The 16780-nt window shown below is 40.6% G+C and carries 14 protein-coding genes; 7 read left to right on the plus strand and 7 right to left on the minus strand.

Annotated elements, in window-relative coordinates; genetic code table 11:
* Positions 1–11 precede the first annotated feature (11 nt).
* From ACFQZX_RS08675 to ACFQZX_RS08685, 3 genes are read left to right on the plus strand one after another with little or no spacing between them, the layout of a single operon-like run.
* Positions 12–1265, plus strand: a complete 1254-nt coding sequence (locus ACFQZX_RS08675; RefSeq protein WP_377113859.1) for a dihydroorotase — start codon at positions 12–14, stop codon at positions 1263–1265.
* Positions 1266–1272: 7 nt separating this feature from the next.
* Complete coding sequence (locus ACFQZX_RS08680; RefSeq protein WP_377113862.1) at positions 1273–1941, plus strand: hypothetical protein; 669 nt, start codon at positions 1273–1275, stop codon at positions 1939–1941.
* 27 nt (positions 1942–1968) lie between these two features.
* On the plus strand, positions 1969–2520 hold the full coding sequence (locus tag ACFQZX_RS08685; RefSeq protein ID WP_377113865.1) for a DUF4199 domain-containing protein: 552 nt from the start codon (positions 1969–1971) through the stop codon (positions 2518–2520).
* A 78-nt stretch (positions 2521–2598) separates the two neighbouring features.
* Here ACFQZX_RS08685 and rseP read toward each other — a convergent pair whose 3' ends face one another.
* The 6 genes from rseP to ACFQZX_RS08715 all read right to left on the minus strand — a co-directional run bounded on the left by rseP (position 2599) and on the right by ACFQZX_RS08715 (position 9380).
* Positions 2599–3930 carry an RIP metalloprotease RseP gene (gene rseP / locus ACFQZX_RS08690; RefSeq protein ID WP_377113867.1) on the minus strand — a complete coding sequence of 444 codons (1332 nt, stop codon included), beginning with the start codon at positions 3928–3930 and terminating at the stop codon, positions 2599–2601.
* A gap of 20 nt (positions 3931–3950) precedes the next feature.
* Positions 3951–5150, minus strand: coding sequence for a 1-deoxy-D-xylulose-5-phosphate reductoisomerase (locus ACFQZX_RS08695; RefSeq protein ID WP_377113870.1), 1200 nt, complete (start codon positions 5148–5150; stop codon positions 3951–3953).
* Positions 5151–5154: 4 nt separating this feature from the next.
* Positions 5155–6654, minus strand: coding sequence for a GH3 auxin-responsive promoter family protein (locus ACFQZX_RS08700; RefSeq protein ID WP_377115314.1), 1500 nt, complete (start codon positions 6652–6654; stop codon positions 5155–5157).
* A 2-nt stretch (positions 6655–6656) separates the two neighbouring features.
* A complete protein-coding gene (locus ACFQZX_RS08705) occupies positions 6657–7361 on the minus strand; it encodes a hypothetical protein (protein WP_377113872.1) in 705 nt (234 codons plus the stop codon).
* Between the two features lie 9 nt (positions 7362–7370).
* On the minus strand, positions 7371–8339 hold the full coding sequence (locus ACFQZX_RS08710; protein WP_377113875.1) for a glycosyltransferase: 969 nt from the start codon (positions 8337–8339) through the stop codon (positions 7371–7373).
* A 90-nt stretch (positions 8340–8429) separates the two neighbouring features.
* Entirely contained in the window at positions 8430–9380 is a 951-nt protein-coding gene (locus ACFQZX_RS08715) for a glycosyltransferase family 2 protein (RefSeq protein ID WP_377113877.1), read from the minus strand.
* Positions 9381–9637: 257 nt separating this feature from the next.
* Between ACFQZX_RS08715 and ACFQZX_RS08720 the strand changes: the two genes are divergently transcribed.
* Complete coding sequence (locus ACFQZX_RS08720; RefSeq protein ID WP_377113880.1) at positions 9638–12139, plus strand: T9SS type B sorting domain-containing protein; 2502 nt, start codon at positions 9638–9640, stop codon at positions 12137–12139.
* A gap of 17 nt (positions 12140–12156) precedes the next feature.
* Positions 12157–13131: a TonB family protein gene (locus tag ACFQZX_RS08725; RefSeq protein WP_377113883.1), complete on the plus strand. Its 975-nt coding sequence runs from the start codon at positions 12157–12159 to the stop codon at positions 13129–13131.
* A gap of 37 nt (positions 13132–13168) precedes the next feature.
* Here the strand turns inward: ACFQZX_RS08725 and ACFQZX_RS08730 are convergent, their stop codons facing one another.
* Complete coding sequence (locus ACFQZX_RS08730) at positions 13169–14668, minus strand: malate:quinone oxidoreductase (protein ID WP_377113886.1); 1500 nt, start codon at positions 14666–14668, stop codon at positions 13169–13171.
* A gap of 307 nt (positions 14669–14975) precedes the next feature.
* Here ACFQZX_RS08730 and ACFQZX_RS08735 point away from each other — a divergent pair, with 307 nt between their 5' ends.
* Together ACFQZX_RS08735 and ACFQZX_RS08740 are read left to right on the plus strand one after the other, a co-directional pair.
* Positions 14976–15494 carry a hypothetical protein gene (locus tag ACFQZX_RS08735; RefSeq protein WP_377113889.1) on the plus strand — a complete coding sequence of 173 codons (519 nt, stop codon included), beginning with the start codon at positions 14976–14978 and terminating at the stop codon, positions 15492–15494.
* Between the two features lie 270 nt (positions 15495–15764).
* The gene (locus tag ACFQZX_RS08740) at positions 15765–16775 is read left to right on the plus strand and encodes a glutamine synthetase beta-grasp domain-containing protein (RefSeq protein WP_377113892.1); all 1011 of its coding nucleotides are present in this window, start codon (positions 15765–15767) and stop codon (positions 16773–16775) included.
* Positions 16776–16780 lie beyond the last annotated feature (5 nt).

A 16780-nucleotide genomic window follows, 5' to 3' on the forward strand; every position in this document is an offset into this window, starting at 1 on the left:
AAACAGCGCTGATGAATTTACTCGTTAAATCCGCCACAATAATTGACCCTCAATCGCCATTCAATAACCAGGTTGCCGATATTTTTATTAAAGATGGGCTAATCAGTAAGATTGGGCCTTCTTTGGATGAGGACGCAGACATCGTTGATGCCAAGGGCTACAATATCGCTCCCGGTTTTTTTGATTTGAACTGCAACATTGGCGAACTGGGTTTAGAAACAAAAGAAGATCTGCAAACCGGTACTGCAGCTGCGGCTGCCGGTGGTTATACAGGTATAGCGCTGATGCCCAATACACAACCTCCTGTACACTCAAAAACAGAGGTAGAATATCTGCTTAACCGCTCGCAAAAATCATTGGTAGACATTTATCCGCTTGGTACTATATCCCAAAAACGTGAGGGAAAGGACCTTGCCGAAATGTTTGATATGTTTAAAAGCGGCGCCAAAGCGTTTACAGACGGCAACCGCCCGGTGCAGGACGCCGGCTTGATGGAACGCGCTATGCTTTATGTACAAAACTTTGGGGCTAAGGTGATATCTTACCCGGAGGATACCTCTATTGCCGGTAAAGCAAAGGTGAACGAAGGCATTGTGAGTACCATGTTGGGCATGAAAGGTATACCGGCGCTTGCAGAAGAATTAATGATAGCCCGAGACCTTTACCTGGCTGAAGAGACAGGGGCCGCTATTCATTTTACCACGATATCCACCAAGCACGCGGTCGAGCTGATCCGCGAAGCTAAGCGTAAGGGCTTAAATGTTACCTGCGATGTAGCAGCGCATAACCTGGTGCTAACAGATGAGGCGTTAATGGGCTTTGACAGTTTGTATAAGGTAAAACCACCACTACGCACCCAAAAAGACGCTGACGCGCTTATTGAGGGCCTTAAAGACGGTACAATAGATGCCATTGTATCACAGCATACACCCCAGGAGATTGAATTTAAAGATGTGGAGTTTGAGGTTGCTGAATATGGTATGATAGCATTTCAAACTACACTCGCCTTATGTTTGCAAGCCGGCTTACCGGCTGAATTATTAGTGGAAAAACTGGCTGTCAATCCGCGGAAGATACTGAATGTTGATGCAGCCGCGATAACCGAAGGCGCCGTGGCAAACCTGGTTGTATTTAGCGTTAACACCAACTGGGATTATACAAAAGACAAAAATTATTCAAAAAGTTATAATTCGCCGTTTATAGGGCAGAACTTAAAGGGAAAAGTATTGTTAACGTGTAATAACAATCAAGTATTTAAATTTTAAATTTTATATGACAGACCCTAAAGTAAGCTCGGCTGTTGCGGCAGCATTACAGGCCTTCACAAAATATGGCAGCTTTGATGCTGTTTCGTTAAACTCCAGGTTCAATGATGTTTTCTTGTCTGATGAAAGCTTTATGAACAAAGTTGACCTGCTTGATGCAGTGTTTGATGATAATCCTCAGATTGAAGAATTGCGCGAAGTTTTTTTTGATCTGCTGATGATCAATTTTTTCAGTGAAGATGTAAAAAAACTTGAGGATGATTACCTGGAAACCCCGGAATGGGAGAGTATAGAGGAGCAAACATTGGATCGTGGTACAGAATTATTGAATTTGCTATTGTACCTGAACGAGTGCGAGGATGAAAATATCGATCCGGAATTGGAAGATTACCTGAAAGAGTTTTTACTGGTGGATGAAGATGAGTTTCAGGATGAGCACCGTATTTATGAGCCGGTAATTGCACACCAGATATTGGTTGAAAGCCCTGTAAGCGAAATTCACAAGATAGCTGATACCGTACCGGATGACTCGGAGGTTAAAGAGTTATTTTACCCGATGATGGTGTTTTTCCAGAATACAGATCCTGATGCGGAAGATAAGGCTTCAGTTGCAGACAACGCGGTAAATAAACCATTTGATATGGCTGTATTAGAAATATTGCTTAGCTTTAACTAATAAATAAATCTAAACACCTAATTAATTATGGAAACCGTTACGCCTAACCCTACCAAGATTGCCACTAAATGGGCTTTAATCTATGTATTGGTATCAATCGTGATTACTTATACTTTTCAATTTTTAGATATTGATCAAAACTCTGGTGCTAAATGGATAGGTTATCTGCCCTTTATTGCCTTCTGTTTTTTAGCTCAAAAAGAATATAAAGAACAATTGGGTGGCTTTATCACTTTTGGGCAGGCATTTAATCCTGGTTTCAGATATGCATTATTCGGTGGATTGCTTTTAGGGGTATTTGTGTTCATCTACCTGGGCTATTTAAGTCCGGAGATGCTCGTAAAAGGAATGGAGCAACAGGAGTCGCAAATGGCTGAGAAAGGTATGTCGCAAGAGCAGATTGACAAGGCGATTGAAATGGGTAAAAAATTAGGCCCTATGCTTGGTGGTGTTTTTACTGCCCTCAGCACCTTGATCTTTGGTTGTATAGTTAGCCTTGTAGGTGCAGCTATCCTTAAAAAGGAACGTACTGCTTACGATTTTCCAGACGATACACAACCAACTGAACCAACTGTATAATAATTAATTGACATTTAATACAAAAGCCCATCTGAATTGCTCAGATGGGCTTTCCTGTTTCACGGAATAAGCTATTGCCTATTTTTTCATTACCTGTTTAACTATATCGTTTCCAAAGGCAAATACCATAAGCGATATCAATAATACAAAGCCCACTATTTGAGCCCTCTCCAAAAATTTATCACTCAAGGGTTTTCCTTTTATCATTTCAATAATCAGGAATACGGTATGGCCGCCATCAAGGCCTGGGATAGGTAACAGGTTGGTTAATGCTAAAACCATCGAAAGAAAGCCTACAAGGCTCCAAAACCTGATCCAGTTGATATGACTGCCAAACATTACTGCGATGCCTATAGGGCTTGAAATAGCTTTACGTGCCTTTACCTGGCCGGTAAATATCTTGCCTATGCCTTTGGCATTATCAATAAACATTCCCCATGCCTTGGTTGCACCCACCGGTATAGCGGCAAAAAAACCGTAGTTAATGGTGGTATCTTTTGGCAGTACAACTTTAGGGGTAAAGCCCAAAACACCTTCATTGGTTAGCTGTGCAGTAAGTTGCTTTAAAGCTGTATCGCGTTTTATGGACAGGTCTATCTTCTTTCCTTTGTTTTGCTTCAAAAGCGCCTGCATTTCGTCGTAATAAACAACCTTTTTACCGTTTACAGCCAAAACGCTGTCGCCTCTTTTTAAACCCGCGTTAAAGGCCCCGCTTCGTGGTGCAACAGAGTCTATAGCAAACCTTGAGCGTGGTAAACGGCTGATAAACTCATCAATCCCGTAATCAGAAAGATCATTGAGTATAGTAGGCGGTACGGTTATATCAATATTTTTATCGCCTCGCTGCACATTTAATACGGTTTTATCCAGCAATACTTTGGAGCTGATAAGGTCTTCAAATTTATCTACCGGTTTGCCGTTAACGGCATAAATTTTATCACCGGCCTTAAGGCCCATTTTTTGGCCTATAATTCCGGGTACTATACCATTTTTTATTTCAGAATTTGGTGTGTATGTTTCGCCGAAGCGGATGGTAAGCACCCAAAATATGAAAATACCTACTATAATATTTACAATAATACCTCCAAGCATAACAATAAGCCTTTGCCAAGCCGGTTTAGCCCTGAACTCCCACGGCTGAGGAGGGCCCGCCAATTGCTCGGTATCCATAGATTCATCTATCATACCGGCAATTTTTACATAACCACCCAATGGCAGCCAGCCAATACCATATTCAACATCTTTATACTTAAATTTGAACAGGCTTACATTCCATGCATCAAAAAACAAATAAAATTTCTCCACTTTTATTCCGAAAGCCCGGGCAGCTATAAAATGCCCAAACTCGTGCAGTATCACTAAAATTGATAGGCCAAGTATTAATTGGCCGGCCATTATTAAAACGCTCATTAGTTGTCTTTATTAAGATATTAAGCCTTTAACGGCATATTTTGTATTAAATTTTGCGCAAATATGCGTGTTTCTTTATCAGTATTCAAATAATCTGACAGAGAAGGGCTTTCTAAAAATATTATTTGTTGCATACAGCTTTCAATAATATCACTCATATCCGTAAAACCGGTTTCATTTTTCAGAAAAGCATCTACGGCAACCTCGTTTGCGGCATTGATAATGCAGGGCATATTACCGCCATTTTCCAATGCCCTAAAAGCCAGTCCGAGGTTACGGAAGGTATGCATATCCGGCTTTTCAAACGTAAGATGCGGGTAATCTATAAAATTGAAACGTTTAAAACTTGTTTTTATACGGTTTGGATAGGTTAAGGCATATTGTATAGGCAGTTTCATATCCGGCAAACCCATCTGCGCTTTTATTGAGCCATCTTCAAACTGCACAAGCGAATGTATAATTGACTGCGGATGTACAATGACCTCGATTTGTTCGGCTTTAAGATCAAACAGCCATTTTGCTTCAATAACTTCCAGCCCCTTATTCATTAATGATGCCGAATCTATAGTGATTTTGGCACCCATAACCCAGTTAGGATGTTTAAGGGCATGTTCGCGGGTAACGGTAGCTAAATAATCACGGTCTCTCCCTCTGAAAGGCCCTCCGGAGGCGGTAAGGATGATTTTTTCAATCGAATTGTTTTGCTCACCTACAAGACACTGGAAAATGGCCGAGTGTTCACTATCTACAGGTAGTATATTGACACCGTTTTCCTTTGCAAGGGAAGTAATTAATTCACCGGCAACCACAAGCGTTTCTTTATTGGCCAAAGCGATATCCTTACCTGCTTTAATGGCATTTATGGTAGGCTCAAGACCGGCAAAACCTACCATTGCAGTAAGCACTACATCAATTTCCGGATGGGTTACCATATCCTTTATAGCCTGATGACCGGCCATGACTTTCACAGGCAGGTGTGCAAGGGCGCTCTTTACTTCCTGGTATTTACTCTCATCGCAGATGATAGCATACTCGGGCACAAACTCAATAGCCTGCTGAATAAGCAGGTAAGCATTAGAGTGTGCGGTAAGCATAAAAGCCCTGAACAATTGCTGGTTATCCTTAATAACCTCAAGTGTTTGTGTACCTATGCTTCCGGTAGACCCGAGTATAGCAATGGATTTAGGGGTGTTATATGGTTTGATTGTTGTATTGTTCAATGTACTAAGTTATATATGCTTTTAACTGATCAGCTATTTTCCGGTCGTTTGATAAACGGGGCACTTTGTTTTGCCCGCCTAATTTACCCTGTGAGCGCATATAATCTATAAAAGCATCTTTCTTTAAACTCCTGACGATTAAGGGTTGTAATATGTTACCCTCTATAAGGTCAAAATAGTAAATATTTTTTTGTTGTAAAGCCTTATCCACTTTTAGTGCAAAGGCTGGTAAATCTGCCGGCTCTCTTCCAAACTCAATAAACCACTCATGGTAGGGCAAGCTGCCCTGTGCAGGCGCTACCTGCGGGGCCACGGTAAATTCTGTTACTTCAACGCCTTCTGCGGCGGCTACAGTCATCAAAGCCTGTTCAACCTCTTCACCAATTACATGCTCGCCAAATGCTGATATATAATGTTTTATGCGGCCGGTAACTACAATCTTATACGGGTCTTTAGATACAAATTTAACCGTATCCCCCAAACTGTAACCCCACAGGCCGGCACTTGTATTTAATATCAAAGCATAGTTTTTGTTTAGCTCTACTTCCTTTAAATTGATACGGGTTGGGTTATCATTATAATATTCATCAGCCGGGATAAATTCGTAAAAAATACCGGCGTCAACCATTAACAGCAAGCCCTTTTCTTTTTGCGAATCCTGGAAAGCTATAAATCCTTCAGAGGCCGGGTAGGTTTCAATGGTGTCGATCTTGAAGCCTATGGTTTCTTCCATGCGCGCGCGGTAAGGCTCATAGTTAACACCGCCGTGCACATACAGCTTAAAATTAGGAAAGATATCTTTGATTTTTTTACCACCAGAAAGGGCCGACAGCCGGTCGAAATACATTTGACACCAGGGTGGAATACCCGATATCAGGCGCATATCCTCTTTTATGGTTTCATTCACAATGGCTTCAACCTTTTGCTCCCAGTCTTCAATGCAATTGGTTGAGTAGGATGGAAGCCTGTTTTTTTGCAGATAACCGGGTACATGATGCGCTACTATACCCGACAGACGACCGGTTTGTATACCGGCCTTTTTATCCAGAACCGGGCTTCCCTGTAAAAAAATCATCTTACCGTCTGCAAAATCTGCATTGCCGGTTTCATGAATATAACTTAGTAAAGCATTGCGGGCGGCTTTAATGTGCTCGGGCATGCTTTCTTTTGATATCGGGATATATTTAACACCCGATGTAGTGCCTGATGTTTTGGCCAGATAAGCAGGTTTGCCGGGCCAGGTTACATTTGCTTCGCCATGTACAATGCGCTCTATGTAAGGCCTTAGATCTTCATAATCGCGTACAGGTACCAGTTTTTTAAAGTCATCATAGTTATTGATCTTATCAAAACCATGATCGGTACCAAATGCTGTAGCTTTTGCCTGATGAATAAGCTGACTGAAGGTTTTTTGCTGCATGGCAATGGCATTTTGCCTGATGTTATCCAGTTGCCTGTTCACAAAAAAAGCGAACACTTTGCTTAAGGTTGCTTTTAAACCCATCATCAGTTGGTTTCGGCAATGTCGTCATCAACATCCTGATGGCTGTAAACCAGTTTACGGTAAGTAACTGCCAAAATGATGTTTACGAATGGTATTACCAGCACAATACCCACTACGGTTAATGAGCCGATGAAGATCAAAGCTTCAATCACCACAAAAAGTATCAGGTATTTAATAATATTTCCTTTGATCAGATGAAAGCTTTGAGCGACAGATTCAAACGGACCGGATTGATCATCGACTATATAGCACGTGCATAATGGAAAGTAAAACAAAAAGAAAAACTGAAAAAAGTATCCGGCAACTATTCCAAGTACACTTTGTGTGATACCTTCGCCTAAATTATCCTGTATGCCGTTGGATATAAAAACAGTTAAAGCACTCATCAACAATAGCAGCAAAACATAACTGCCAACCATGCGAAACGTTGGGATTATATCTTTTAGAGAAATTTCATGATACTGGTTATCCATCAGCTGAAAGATCAGCTTAATAAATGCTAAAAAGTTATAACTGATAATAATGAGCAAAAGCAAGGCCCCGGCTAACGCAATTGCAGTTTCTGACAGAAAAAAATAAACCAGGAAGGCAAATATAAGCACCACAAAAAGTGATATAACAGAATAAACTATTATAGTGATGAAATTCTTTTTTAACACATCCCATGCAGATTTTAAAGTATCTGCAACAGAAAAAGGGTGGTACATACTACGCTACTATGATCTTTTTAACACAACACGCTTCCAAAAATCCTGCATAAATCCTAACCCGTAGGCAACCAGTTGAGTGAAGGCGGATACTATGCTCAAAAATGCGATTTTTAACGATTTGTTTTTAATAAGCGAATGAAAAAATATTAAAATAATGTAAACAAGCACCAACAGGTTACATAACAAGGCAATACGCCAACGGGCAACATTAGCTATAATAGTAAAAAAAAGTCCAAGGGTTACAAGTGCCGGGAAAAAATGGACCGGTTTAAGCTGAGACGGGAAAAATTTATAGATATTGATACGTGCCCGCCCAAAAAAGTGTAGTTGCTTATAAAACTTTATAAAATCTGTACGGCGCTTATGATAAACAATAGCCTCCGGTATCAGCCCGATTTTAAAGCCCGCCGAATGAATACGTATGCTGTACTCGATATCTTCGCCCAGGCGGGTAATTATGAAACCGCCAACCTTTTGCCATACCTGCCTTGATACCCCCATATTGAAGCTGCGGGGATGAAACTGCCCTATACTTTTTTTGTTCCCCCGGATGCCGCCCGTGGTAAAAGGGGATGTCATGGAATAACTAATGGCTTTTTGTACAGGAGTAAAGGATTGATGGGCACCATCCGGCCCGCCATAAGCGTCCAGCCAGTTTTGGTTAAGCGAGCTGTTTACAATTTCCAGATAATCAGCCGGTATAAGGCAATCGGAATCAAAAATAACAAAGTAATCACCATTGGCCCGCTCAAAGCCAAAGTTACGGGTAAAGCCCTGGCCTTCATTTGGTTTTTCAAAATACCTGATGTTGATCTTATCTGCATAGCTCTTTACTATATCATCGGCTTTCAACTTTGAGCCATCTTCAATAACCAGTACCTCAAAGTCTTTATAAGTTTGCCTTGTAAGCGAATCAAGCAGTTCGTCAATCTCTTTCGGGCGGTTATATAAAGGGATGATGATGGAAAAAAACATTCGTATAAATAAGCAGATGGCTGATGTGCAAATGTGCAGATGTTTAGCTGCAAGTTAAAATTTGTTGATAACTAAGCTCATAATGAGCAACTACACCGTTTCTTCTATCTGATAATTATTCCTGTCTACCGAGTTGCGCGACACCAGCTCGGCCACAAAGCCGGTCAAAAAAAGCTGTGACCCTAAAATCATAGCTACAAGCGCTATGTAAAACAATGGGTTGTCTGTAACGTTGCGATATGCCCTGTTATGAGCAATGAGGTACAATTTTTCGCTAAGCATCCAGATGGTGATCACTATGCCTGCTAAAAAACTCAGTGTGCCCATGGCGCCAAAAAAATGCATCGGGCGTTTGCCAAACTTACCTACAAAGAATATCGAAAGCAGGTCCAGAAAACCATTGATGAACCGGCTCCAGCCAAACTTGGTTCTGCCATATTTGCGTGCACGGTGTTCAACAACCTGTTCGCCAATTTTTGTGAAACCCGCCCACTTGGCCAATACCGGGATATAGCGGTGCATTTCGCCGTAAACCTCAATGTTTTTAACAACAGCTTTGCGGTATGCCTTTAATCCGCAATTAAAATCATGCAGGTTATTAATGCCGCTCATTTTACGGGTAGCAGCATTAAAAAGCTTTGTAGGTATGGTTTTAGATAAAGGGTCATAACGTTTTGCCTTCCAGCCAGATATAAGGTCGTACTGATCGTCGGTAATACGGCGGTAAAGGGCGGGTATTTCATCCGGGCTGTCCTGCAGGTCGGCGTCCATGGTGATAATTACATTGCCATTAGCTGCAGCAAAACCAGTATTTAAAGCGGCCGACTTACCATAATTGCGCCTGAATTTGTAACCTTTAATAAAAGGATTGTTTTCTTTTAATTTCAGGATCATATCCCATGATCCGTCCTTACTGCCATCATCTACCAGGATAATTTCGTAGGTAAAACGGTTCTCATCCATTACCCGGCTTATCCAGGTGGTAAGTTCGGGTAATGATTCTACTTCATCATAAAGAGGTACAACAACAGATATATCCATTTATTTGACAGCCTTTAATAAAGGCAGATGCAAAAGTATAAAAAATAGGGGACGGTTGATAAGCTATATAAATGCTGAAAAAAGTCTTTTTGAGATTGATTAATTATTTGCATATTTAAGCTGTTGATTAAACCTTAATTCACATGAATAAACTGGTATCCTGCCACTACAAAAACTTATCATATCCTGATAAGGATTACTCCCGTTTTTGTTTGATTACTTCAGGTAAATTATAATACCCGCTTAAATTTAAATACTTGAAAAAGTTAATCATACTGGTACTTTTTTTCAGTACTATATCCACTTACGCGCAAAAGCAGGGAAACATCTGGTATTTTGGTTCTAATGCCGGTGTAAACTTTAATACCTCACCACCCACAGCACTAACCGACGGGCAGATTTCTACCTGGGAAGGTTGCGCAACCATTGCAAACGACGATGGTAACCTGTTATTTTACACCGACGGCATTACGGTTTACACCAAAAACCATACTGTTATGGAAAACGGATATGGTTTATACGGCGACCCATCATCCACACAGTCGGGGGTGATTATACCGCATCCTACTAACAAAAACCTTTATTATGTATTTACTGTAGCTTTACAGGGCGGCTCGCTGTATTATTCTATTGTGGATATATCCAAACAGTCAGGGTATGGAGAGGTAATCGAAAAGAATAATAAAATCCTCGACCTTTCTACCGAGAAAATAACTGCGGTTAAGCATAAAAACGGTACCGACATGTGGGTAATAGCGCATGAATATCTATCCAACAAATTTTATGCTTACCTCATTACAAAAGATGGTTTTCAGCCTACCCCTGTGATTACTGCAGTAGGTAGTGTAATGGGCATGAGCTATACAAGTACTATTGGTTACCTTAAAGCTTCACCCAAAGGTACCAAACTTGCAGCTGCCGTATATTTTCCGGATAAGCTGACCGAAGTTTATGACTTTGATAAAGGGACAGGAGTAGTATCTAACCCGGTGACCCTTACAAACTTTAATGGGTTTGGTGCTTATGGCGTAGAGTTTTCACCCAACGAAAAATTCTTGTATATAACTGAACATGATTCGGGCATTCCTTGTAACCTTTACCAGGTAAAACTGCCTGTTACCAGCGGCGATATCAAGGACCGCAGTGTATCTATTGCCAAGTTAGATGGCTTTGGGGCATTACAACTTGCTTCGGACGGTAAAATTTATGTAGACCAGGTTTACAGTCAGTATTTACATGCCATAGAAGAGCCTAACGAAGAAGGTGCAAAAAGTAAATTTAAAGAAAACGCGATCTATCTGGAAGGCCGTACCTGTACTTATGGGTTGCCTACCTTTAACCAAAGTTTTTTCGCCGAAGTTGGATTTAGCAATTCAGGCCAATGTTTGGGGGATATTACAACATTTAAACTTAAGTCATCCGTTAGTAACATTGATAGTGTAAGGTGGAATTTTGGAGATGCGGCATCCGGTAATAAAAACTCATCAAAGCAGCAAAACCCTACTCACCTTTATGAAAAGGCCGGCACCTATAATGTTACTGTAAATGTTTATTATCAAGGCACATTTGCAACCTATTCCAATAGTGTTAATGTATATGAATTGCCGGTTGTGAGCCTTGGAAATGACACTACGTTATTTTATGGACAATCCTTATTGCTTGATGCAGGCAACCCTGGCAGTATATATAAATGGAGCGACGGCAGCACCCAGAGAACCCTCCTGGTAAAATCACCCGGCACATATATCGTGCAATTGACAAGCCCTACGGGCTGCGGGGGTGCAGATACTATAAATGTTCATTACGACCAGGTCATCAATGTAGGTTTGAAGGCCGATACAACCATATGCGTTGGTGAAACCATTCAACTGAATGTTGCTTTACCGGGTGCAAGTTATCTTTGGTCTGACGGCAGCACCAATTCTTCTATAACAGTTAACCAAACCGGTAAGTACTGGGTAAAAATCACTAATGCTTATCAAAATCGTGTTAAAACAGATACCATCACTGTAAAGCACTATCAATTTAGTAGCATCGGCATTGTAAGCGACACCATTTTGTGCGAACCCCAATTGGCTACCATCACTGCAACCGGTGCAAAAAGCGGAGAAACCTACTCGTGGTTCGACAGTAACAAAACTTTCCTTGAAAACAACAACGGTACATTCCATACCGGGTTAATAAAAACCAATACCAACTTTTATGTACAGCTTACCAATGGTAAGTGTGTAGGCGATATGCGTAAAGTAAGTTTGATTTTTGATAAACCGGTTGCCACCATTGTTAATAAAGATACAATTATAGTACTTGGCTCAACAGTGAAACTCAACGGAAAAGGTGGTAAATACTACCATTGGGAGCCTGCTTTATATCTGGATGACACGGATATCCCTAACCCTGTATCGGCACCTGGAGATGATATCACTTATCAATTAATAGTTTTAAATGATAACGGATGTACAGACACCGCGACGGTTAAGATACTTGTCAGGAAACAGGTTTCTATACCCAATACGTTCACACCTAATGGCGATGGCGTAAATGATACCTGGACGATAAGGTATATAGACCGCTTACCCGATAACCAGGTATATATTTATAGCAGGCAGGGAAGTTTGATACGTAACTTCAGGAACTACAGTAACACCTGGGATGGTACAGGCAGTAACGGCCAGCCATTGCCTGCAGGGGTATATTACTATGTTATTTATTTAGACAAAAACACCAGGCAATCCGGTTATATCACTATCATCAGATAAGCCTGTTTAGATAACTTATGCGTAAACTGTTTTACTTTACATTATTACTCTTTGTTTGCGTCAAAAGCTACGCGCAAGAAGCAGATGACACAGCATGGCTTAAACATGATACTGTTGCTTACTACATGGCTGATGATTCTGTAATGGCCTATAGTGAGGCCGATGCGAAATTTTTAAGGTTAATTATAAAAGGGGATACTGGTTTATACCGAATAGAGGAATATTACCTTGATGCGAAACCTAAATTACTTGCAACTTCATATACACGGGATTTAAACTACCAGTCGGGCATGCAAGGTCCGTGCACAGAATTTTTTCCAACAGGTATTAAAAAAAGTGAATCTTACTATAAAAAGGGCAATTTAACAGGGTATCAACGGACTTATTATCCAAATGGAAAATTAAGCAATATCATTGAGCACCGGAATGACAGCCTTTTTTTAATTAGATATTCGGATTCTATCGGTAATGTGCTCGCTAATAACGGGGAGGGGAGATGGCGATTAAGAAACGATTTTTATTATGAGGAGTATTGGGATGGGCAAATTACTAACGGATTACCTAATGGTATTTGGAAGCAATATTTAACAGATACAGTTTTTAGCGCAGTTTATGATCACGGAAAGCTGATTTCTGGTCAGGGCCCCTTCATTGAAGGAAAGAAACTTTCATTTATTGCTGCAAAAGAACCTCCTAGATTTCCTGGCGGCGAAAAAGCATTTGGACATTTTTTGGGAAGGTACATAAGATATCCCCAAGCCGCTCGTGAACATAATATTCAAGGAAGGGTCATTTTAGCATTTTTAATAGATGAGGACGGATCACTCAAAGAAATTAAAGTCATTAGATCTGCGGGCAAAGAATTAGACGCAGAGGCTATTAGGGTGTTATCCATGTCTCCTAAATGGATACCTGCCCGAACAGATAATCGTCCTGTTAAAGTAAGATACAGTATGCCTATAGGCTTTGCACTTGAAATTGAGGAATTTTAAGGCTTCCTTTTGTATGTATTGAAACCATAGTAAGTTATTACCCCAACCCCAAAACCTTACTCGTCCGCTCACGTGTAGCATCGGCCAAAGCTTCATCCTTTGTAAGCGATTGTCCATAGGATGGTATCATCTGCCTGAATTTTTCTTGCCATTGCGCGCTTTGGGCGTGTTGCTTAAAACAACGGCTTATCAGATCAAGCATGATGGGCACCGATGTTGATGCACCTGGTGAAGCTCCTAACAAAGCAGATATGCTCCCATCGGCACTGGTTACCACCTCGGTGCCAAATTCAAGCACTCCGGTACGTTTTGCGTCCTTTTTAATGATCTGCACACGCTGACCTGCAATATCAAGTTGCCAGTCCTGCTGTTTAGCTTCCGGGAAATATTCCTGCAAAGCTTTTAACCTATCGGCGGGGGATTGCATTACCTGCGAGATCAGGTATTTGGTAAGCGCCATGTTGTCGCGTCCAACTGCTAACAGTGGTAATATATTAGTCAGCTTGATTGATTTGAACAGATCAAGCAATGAGCCTTTCTTTAAAAAGCGGGTAGAGAAACCTGCATAAGGGCCAAACAGCAGTGCTTTTTTGCCATCGATCATCCTGGTATCCAGGTGCGGTACCGACATTGGGGGCGAGCCCACCGAGGCTTTACCATAAACCTTTGCGGCATGCCTGTTAATTACCTCAGGGTTAGTGCAAACCAACCACTGGCCACTTACCGGGAAACCGCCAAAACCTTTACTTTCCGGTATTCCGGATTTTTGAAGCAGGGGCAAGGCACCACCGCCGGCACCAACAAAAACAAATTTAGCATTAAGCTTCCGGCTGCTGCCACCGGCGTTGTTGGTTACCTTTATTTGCCAGCTATTATCTTTATTACGTTTAATATCATCCACCTCGTGGTTTAAATTCAAATTTACCCCGGGTTTTTGTTTAAGCTTATCAAAAAGGCTGCGGGTAAGCGAACCGAAATTTACATCGGTACCAATATCCATATACGTAGCAGATACCTTTTGGCCGGGTTCACGGCCTTCCATAATAAGCGGGATCCATTTTTTTAGCTGGTCATGGTTTTCAGAGTATTCCATGCCTTTAAAAAAATGATGTTTGGTAAGCGCCTGCTGGCGTTTCTGTAGATATTCTACATTTTCGGCCCCCCAAACAAAACTCATGTGAGGTGTTTTGTTAATAAAGCTTTGAGGAGAAGCAACGTAACCGTTCTCAATCAAAAATGCCCAAAACTCTTTTGATATCTCAAATTGTTCGGCTATTTTAATGGCTTTGGTAATTTCTATCGAGCCATCTTTAAGTTGCGGGGTGTAGTTTAATTCGCAAAAAGCAGAGTGGCCGGTACCGGCATTGTTCATTGCATCAGAACTTTCGGCTGCAACGGTATCAAGTCGTTCAAAAATCTCAATGCTTAGGTCAGGCTGCAATTGCTTTAGCATTACTCCTAATGTCGCGCTCATTATGCCTGCGCCAATTAAAACTACATCAACCGTTGTGTTTGTACTGATACTGCCGTTATTCATGATATTATTGAATGCTAAAGATACATTCAAATAAATAATTAGGTGGATTTAATACTTAAAATACAGATCAAGCTATATAAAGTTTACAATTAATCTTTATTTACAAACTAAAGAAAATTAACGTAAGCCTCTACAACAAAATCAGGCAATTTTAATAATTTTTATAGAAAAACTTTCTGTTTATAGATGAATATTGAATAAAAACTCAATGTTTTTACATTACTACTAATCTAAATTAATTGAGCGTGTTTTATAAATAACACAAAATAACATACATAAGTGTTTAATAACAAACATTATACGAGCCATGGTCAGATATATCAGCTTATTCGCATTTTTAATTATTATCGGCACATCCTGCAACAATAGCACTAAACCCAAACCTGTTTCTGACGATATTACCAAAACTGCAGTAACCGTTAATGGGAAAAAAGACAGCATTATAAATAATCCACAAAAGAAATACACCAGTGTTGCCACCGTGCCCGATCCATGTATTAAATGCCTTATAGGGGTTATACAAAATACCCCTGAGTTTAAACAGCTTAAAAGCGGTGATCCTGGAAACATCAACTATATTATCAACTGGGAAAAAGCAGCTACCAGCGCCGATAGTGTAAGTAAGAGTAAAAGCACAAATGGATTACAAATAGTTTTGCAGGATAAATCTAAAAACATCCGCATGCCCCAATCTTTTATATATAGCAATAGCCAATTGAAACTTTACTCGGTGAATAATAACACTAAAACAGAAATTGCTGTAAAAAAAGCAGATTTGAACAGGATAAGAAATACTTGTTATTGGGGAGTGGCATCAGCAAAATAATAGTTAATCTCCATACTCATTCTTGTAACTGATATTTAAGTTAAATGCCCTATGTTTTATGTTAAAATTAAGTTGAGTTTATACTTAAAGCACTAACTACCCCTTACTAAGAGCATTTTTTTATTATTTTTAATTTTTATTGTAATTTTTTATAAAATTTCTCATAATTGCTACAAGATTTTAAAAAATAATCTAAATTAGCATTGTAAAAACTAACTGATCTTATAAAGAACTATATTAAACTTAAAAAATTACAAACAATCATTAAAAATGGCAACAAAACTCGAGTACATCTGGCTTGATGGCTATAAACCAACTCAAAGCCTTCGTAGTAAAACAAAAATTGTTAAAAGTTTCAGTGGCAAAGTAGAAGATCTTGATAACTGGAGCTTTGATGGTTCATCAACCGAGCAGGCACCGGGTGGCTCGTCAGATTGTATCTTAAAACCGGTTTTTGTTGTTCCGGATCCGCAAAGAAGAGATGCTTATCTGGTAATGTGCGAAGTGTTGGATTCAAAAGGCCAACCGCATGAATCAAACGGCCGTGCGCACATTGAAGATGACGATAATGATTTTTGGTTTGGTTTTGAGCAGGAATATTTTCTTTGGGACCCAGAAACCAACAAACCTCTTGGTTTCCCTGCAGGCGGTTACCCAGGTCCGCAAGGCCCTTACTATTGCTCTGTAGGTGCTAAAAATGCTTACGGGCGCGAAATTGTTGAAGAGCATTTAGACGCTTGTTTAGATGCAGGCCTTAACGTTGAAGGTATCAATGCAGAGGTTGCTGCCGGACAGTGGGAGTTCCAGATCTTCGCTAAAGGTGCTAAAGAAGCAGGCGACCAGATATGGGTTGCCCGTTACCTGCTTGAGCGTATCGGCGAAAAATACGGAGTTGCTATCAACTGGCATTGTAAACCGCTTGGCCAGTTAGACTGGAACGGTTCTGGTATGCACGCCAACTTCTCAAACTCGCTGCTACGTTCTGCTAACAGCGAAGAAAAATTCAAAGCGGTTTGCGAAGCGTTCCGCCCTGCAGTTGCCGATTGTATTGCAGTATATGGTGCTGATAACGATCAGCGCTTAACCGGCAAGCATGAAACTGCTTCTATCCATGATTTCAGCTATGGCGTGTCAGACCGTGGCGCTTCTATCCGTATCCCTCTGTATGCTGTTGAGCATAACTGGAGCGGTTACCTGGAAGATCGTCGCCCTAACTCTGCTGCCGATCCATATAAAGTAGCTGCGGTGATTATTAAAACAGTAAAATCTGCTAACGTTTAATATCC

The sequence above is a fragment of the Mucilaginibacter litoreus genome (assembly GCF_042676805.1).
GTDB classification, from domain to species: Bacteria; Bacteroidota; Bacteroidia; order Sphingobacteriales; family Sphingobacteriaceae; genus Mucilaginibacter; species Mucilaginibacter litoreus.